Origin of the sequence: Okeania sp. SIO2F4 (assembly GCF_010672385.1) — a bacterium.
Taxonomy (GTDB): Bacteria; Cyanobacteriota; Cyanobacteriia; order Cyanobacteriales; family Microcoleaceae; genus Trichodesmium.
Window position 1 is genome coordinate 1 of sequence record NZ_JAAHGT010000854.1, and the last position, 4218, is coordinate 4218.

The following is a 4218-nucleotide window of genomic DNA, read 5'->3' on the forward strand; positions in this document are numbered from 1 at the left end:
TGCATTCTTGACCACTCAAGCATGAATTGTATGATGGACAGGGTGGCTTGGGGTCTAACATTAAAATGCACCTCTCTACTACTGTTACCCTATAGAACCCATTTGAGATCTATATTAGAAATAGTGGGACTTACACAAATATAGAAGTAAAAAATATGCTCAAATATAGACAGGCAAAGCTTTTTACGTCAAAAAGGCATAAATCCTTAATTACCAAGGGTTTTAGGCATTTTTAGGCCATTGACGTAATTCCCCTATCTAGACTAACTTTCAGCTATTTTTTGACCTCAAAATGTTTAAGTCCCAATCCCAATAGATAAGGAGGTGGGGAGTATTTTCAACCTTTTTCCCATATTCCTTCCCTGCATCTCCTGACTCCTGACTCCTGACTCCTGACTAAAAACTTAATCGCCGACAAAGATACCCTTAGGGGTTCTATATTTTCTTGTATCCTTTCCTTTTTAGCACTACCCAGGGTGTCAATAGCAAATTTTTAACTTTACTAAAAGTAAATTGAAGATTTTAAATTCTAGATGGTAAAAGTTAGGCGGTTAATATTACTTGAAAAATATAAAAACTGATTATTTTTGTATCTTTGTCCAACAACAAATCTATCCATAATCTAAAGTTAGTCAGGACTTACACATTGGTTCAACTAAAAACACTACAAAATTATATAGCACTATAGTTTTTAGCGATTCTATGAATAAGTCCTAATTACTCTAATACTAAATAACACTATAATAAGCAGGTACACAAAATTAATTACATATATATATATTGATATTGGGGTAAAACCTCAATTAAATCACGATCAGATGTGTAAATAATTTCATTCAGGTGCTTAAATAGCTACTGATTACTCTGATTCAGATAGCTAGCTTACTGTAACCAGAGTTTGTTCTGGTTCTTGAAAAAGTGGGGTACTTAAATAACGCTCCCCAAAACTAGGCTGAATCATCACTATTAATTTACCTTCATTCTCTGGACGCTTACCGACTTGGATAGCTGCACAAAGAGCAGCTCCTGTAGAAATACCGGACAGAATTCCCTCTTCTTTTGCTATACGACGACCATAAGTAATTGCGTCACTATCAGGAACTTGGATTATTTCATCAATAATCTCTGTATTCATTACATCTGGCACGAAACCTGCCCCAATTCCCTGAATTTTATGTGGTCCTGGTTTTCCACCAGATAATACTGGACTGTTAGAAGGTTCAACAGCGATCGCTTGAAACTCAGGCTTTCTTGCTTTAATGGTCTCTGTAACCCCGGTAACTGTTCCACCAGTACCAACACCAGCCACCAAAATATCTACTTTACCATCTGTATCTTCCCATATTTCTAGTGCTGTAGTTTTGCTATGAATTTCTGGATTAGCTGGATTCTGAAATTGCTGTAACATATAATATGTTTTAGGAGTTGAATCCACAAGTTCTTGTGCTTTGGAAATAGCACCTTTCATACCTTCACTACCTGGAGTTAATACTAACTCTGCTCCATAAGCGCGTAACATAGCACGACGCTCCATACTCATTGTTTCTGGCATGGTCAAAATTAGCTTGTAACCCCTAGCAGCAGCCACCATTGCCAAAGCAATACCTGTATTTCCAGAGGTTGGTTCAACTAATGTTGTTTTCCCTGGTGCAATTAAACCTTCGCGCTCGGCTACATTAATCATATTTACACCAATACGATCTTTGACTGAAGCAGCAGGGTTCATTCCTTCTAGCTTTACGACTATTTTTGCTAGACAACCTTCTGCTTGAGGAATACGATTGAGTTGTACTAGGGGTGTGCGACCTACTAATTCTGTAATATTATGAGCAATACGCATGATATATTTATTACTAATGTTAAACTTAGGGTTCTACTAATAACTTGATAGAAAATGGTTATTTATCGTAACTATTCAGACGTTAGTCATAAGCTTCATTCCCTTGATAGTCCAAATCAGTATTGAGAGACTTAGGTCTAATTATAAAGTATAGGTAAAAGCAAATCAGTAAATATAGAACTAATTGATTAGTACTCCGAATCAACTCTTGATTACCAAAAAATTTGGTTTAAAGCAATTTTTCACTCCAGATTGCTGCTCCTGAATGCTGGGCAAACAGCATTCAGGAGGAAAAGCTGACTGCTAATAGCTGAATGCTTACATTTAATCATATAGCCATCAGGAATGATTTTGATAGATATTTAAGAACAATTAAGAAGAATCAAAATCCTTTTATATTCTGACTCCTGACTCCTGAATTCCCCTCCTGGGAGGGGTTAGGGGTGGGTTAACTCCTAATTACCACTAAAATCTTACAACTGAAATATGATTGCTATAGATTTTAGGTTGATTCTTAACTAACTAGAGTATTTTCTACTCTCTCAAATTTTTCCCATTCTACCTAAAATTTATAATTACTTCATCTAAGTTCTTTTCTTTCTACTTTTTCGATAGGATAACCAATATTTAGTTATGATTGCTTTAGTTTATAGATAAATTATGTACTGATTTTTACCAATCAATACATTTTTGCTTTTTCTTTATGTTCCTACCAGTATGTATTTTACCCTAATTATTGAGTTAATTTTCAATAAAATAAATAAGATATATTAGGAATTTTATGATTTTTTAATTCCAACCAATAAATTAAATTATTCAGACTTTTAAACCGATCTAATTAGAGACTTAAACTTTTAATTGTAGAACCTTTCAGGATAGTGAGGTAAAGTTTAATATTGATTTATTTTCCCTATCCCCTATTTCCTCAATCCCTGAAACTTTGTATCTTAATAAACTTGAAAATTTCTGTAAATAAAACTTATAAACAAAAACACCTAAATTTTAGAATTATCTGTAGCTGTATTCATTAATGGATAATGGATAATGGATAATTACCTCTGGTTAAAACCGTACTTAATTGAAGAGCAGGAAATCTCCTAGCACTTTTTTTACCCTATGAGGGGGGAGGCTTTTCACCAAGGTATTTAATTAATAATTATTAATTATTAATTATTCGGTAATCCTAAATAAATAAAATAAACTTTAAGCAATCAAATAATAGCTAGAATCAACTAAAAATTATCTCAATTTCTGTTGATTAACTTCTGAGTACTAACTTATACTAAATAACAACTTTAATTTCATAGGACTTAGGCAAATAAATCCGGTTGCTACAATCAATCTTTAGTTTCAACAATACACATCTAGGCAAAAATTGTATTCCTGGGTTCGGTGTGGGTAAGTCCTATTCCTTTAATTTATAGGGTGGTATTTTCCACCCTAATTTTTCCAACTAACCACTAGAACTGGAATGTAGTTCTGATAGTACCAATAATTAACTCATCATTATCATCATCTTGGTTAGCATTTGTAATGACAGTTACACCAGGAGTAATCGAGATATAATCTGTAATTTGATATTTGTAGAATGCTTCAAGATGCCATGACATATCTGTTCGCAATCCTGAAGCTAACCCATTAGGAACTTCTAAATCATTCAAGTAAGGTTCCCGACCTACAACAATACCACCTAAACTGCCTTCCTTCAATAAATCTGGGAAAGCAATAGTAGCTCCATAAGTCCAGATTTCAAAATCACCTAAGCCAATTAGTTTTCCATCAAGATACATACCAAACCCATTAATGGTTACCCAATCGGCAGCTCGCCAAGACATTTCTACACCATAAGCATTAGTTGAAACTGGCTTGGCAATATTGACTGAACCTGGTCGGCGGTCATTAAGTCCAGCATTTAGACCATACACACTATTGGCAATACCAGTTCCCACAAACCCACTATTTAAACTCTGATTATTACCTAGACCTGTGGCTGCCCCATCATCAAATCCAAAATTCCCTGGTCCAAAATAGCCCTTGTTGTAGGTAAGTCCAACTTGAAAATTTCTGATGGGAGTAAACGTTAATTGTGCTAGAGCCGCATAGTCTCCGTTAAACAGACCTTTTCCTTCACGAGGGTCTTCACCTTCTGCTGCTAAGTAACCAAAAGATACAGAAAATGGACTATAGGTACAAGCATATTGGTCTTTGCAACCAAAATCATACTCAATTCCCAGTCCTTTGCCTCCCCCTAAACGATAGATTGGGTTCCTTTGACCAAAAGCACTGAGAGAACCACTTCCTCCACAGTGCAAAAAAATATTTTTTGCAGTTCTACAGTTTTTTGCAGTCTACTTATCAATCTTGATATTTTCGGGTCT

At 34.9% G+C, this 4218-nt stretch carries 2 protein-coding genes; both read right to left on the reverse strand.

The window, feature by feature from the left end:
- Window positions 1-877 precede the first annotated feature (877 nt).
- Entirely contained in the window at window positions 878-1840 is a 963-nt protein-coding gene (gene cysK, locus F6K22_RS33860) for a cysteine synthase A (RefSeq protein ID WP_293108493.1), read from the reverse strand.
- 1460 nt (window positions 1841-3300) lie between these two features.
- Window positions 3301-4152 carry an iron uptake porin gene (locus tag F6K22_RS33865; protein WP_293108496.1) on the reverse strand — a complete coding sequence of 284 codons (852 nt, stop codon included), beginning with the start codon at window positions 4150-4152 and terminating at the stop codon, window positions 3301-3303.
- Window positions 4153-4218 lie beyond the last annotated feature (66 nt).

Bases quoted from the DNA above. Each gene is read 5' to 3' on its own strand.
- cysK (WP_293108493.1), bottom strand. From the start codon at position 1,840: ATGCGTATTGCTCATAATATTACAGAATTAGTAGGTCGCACACCCCTA.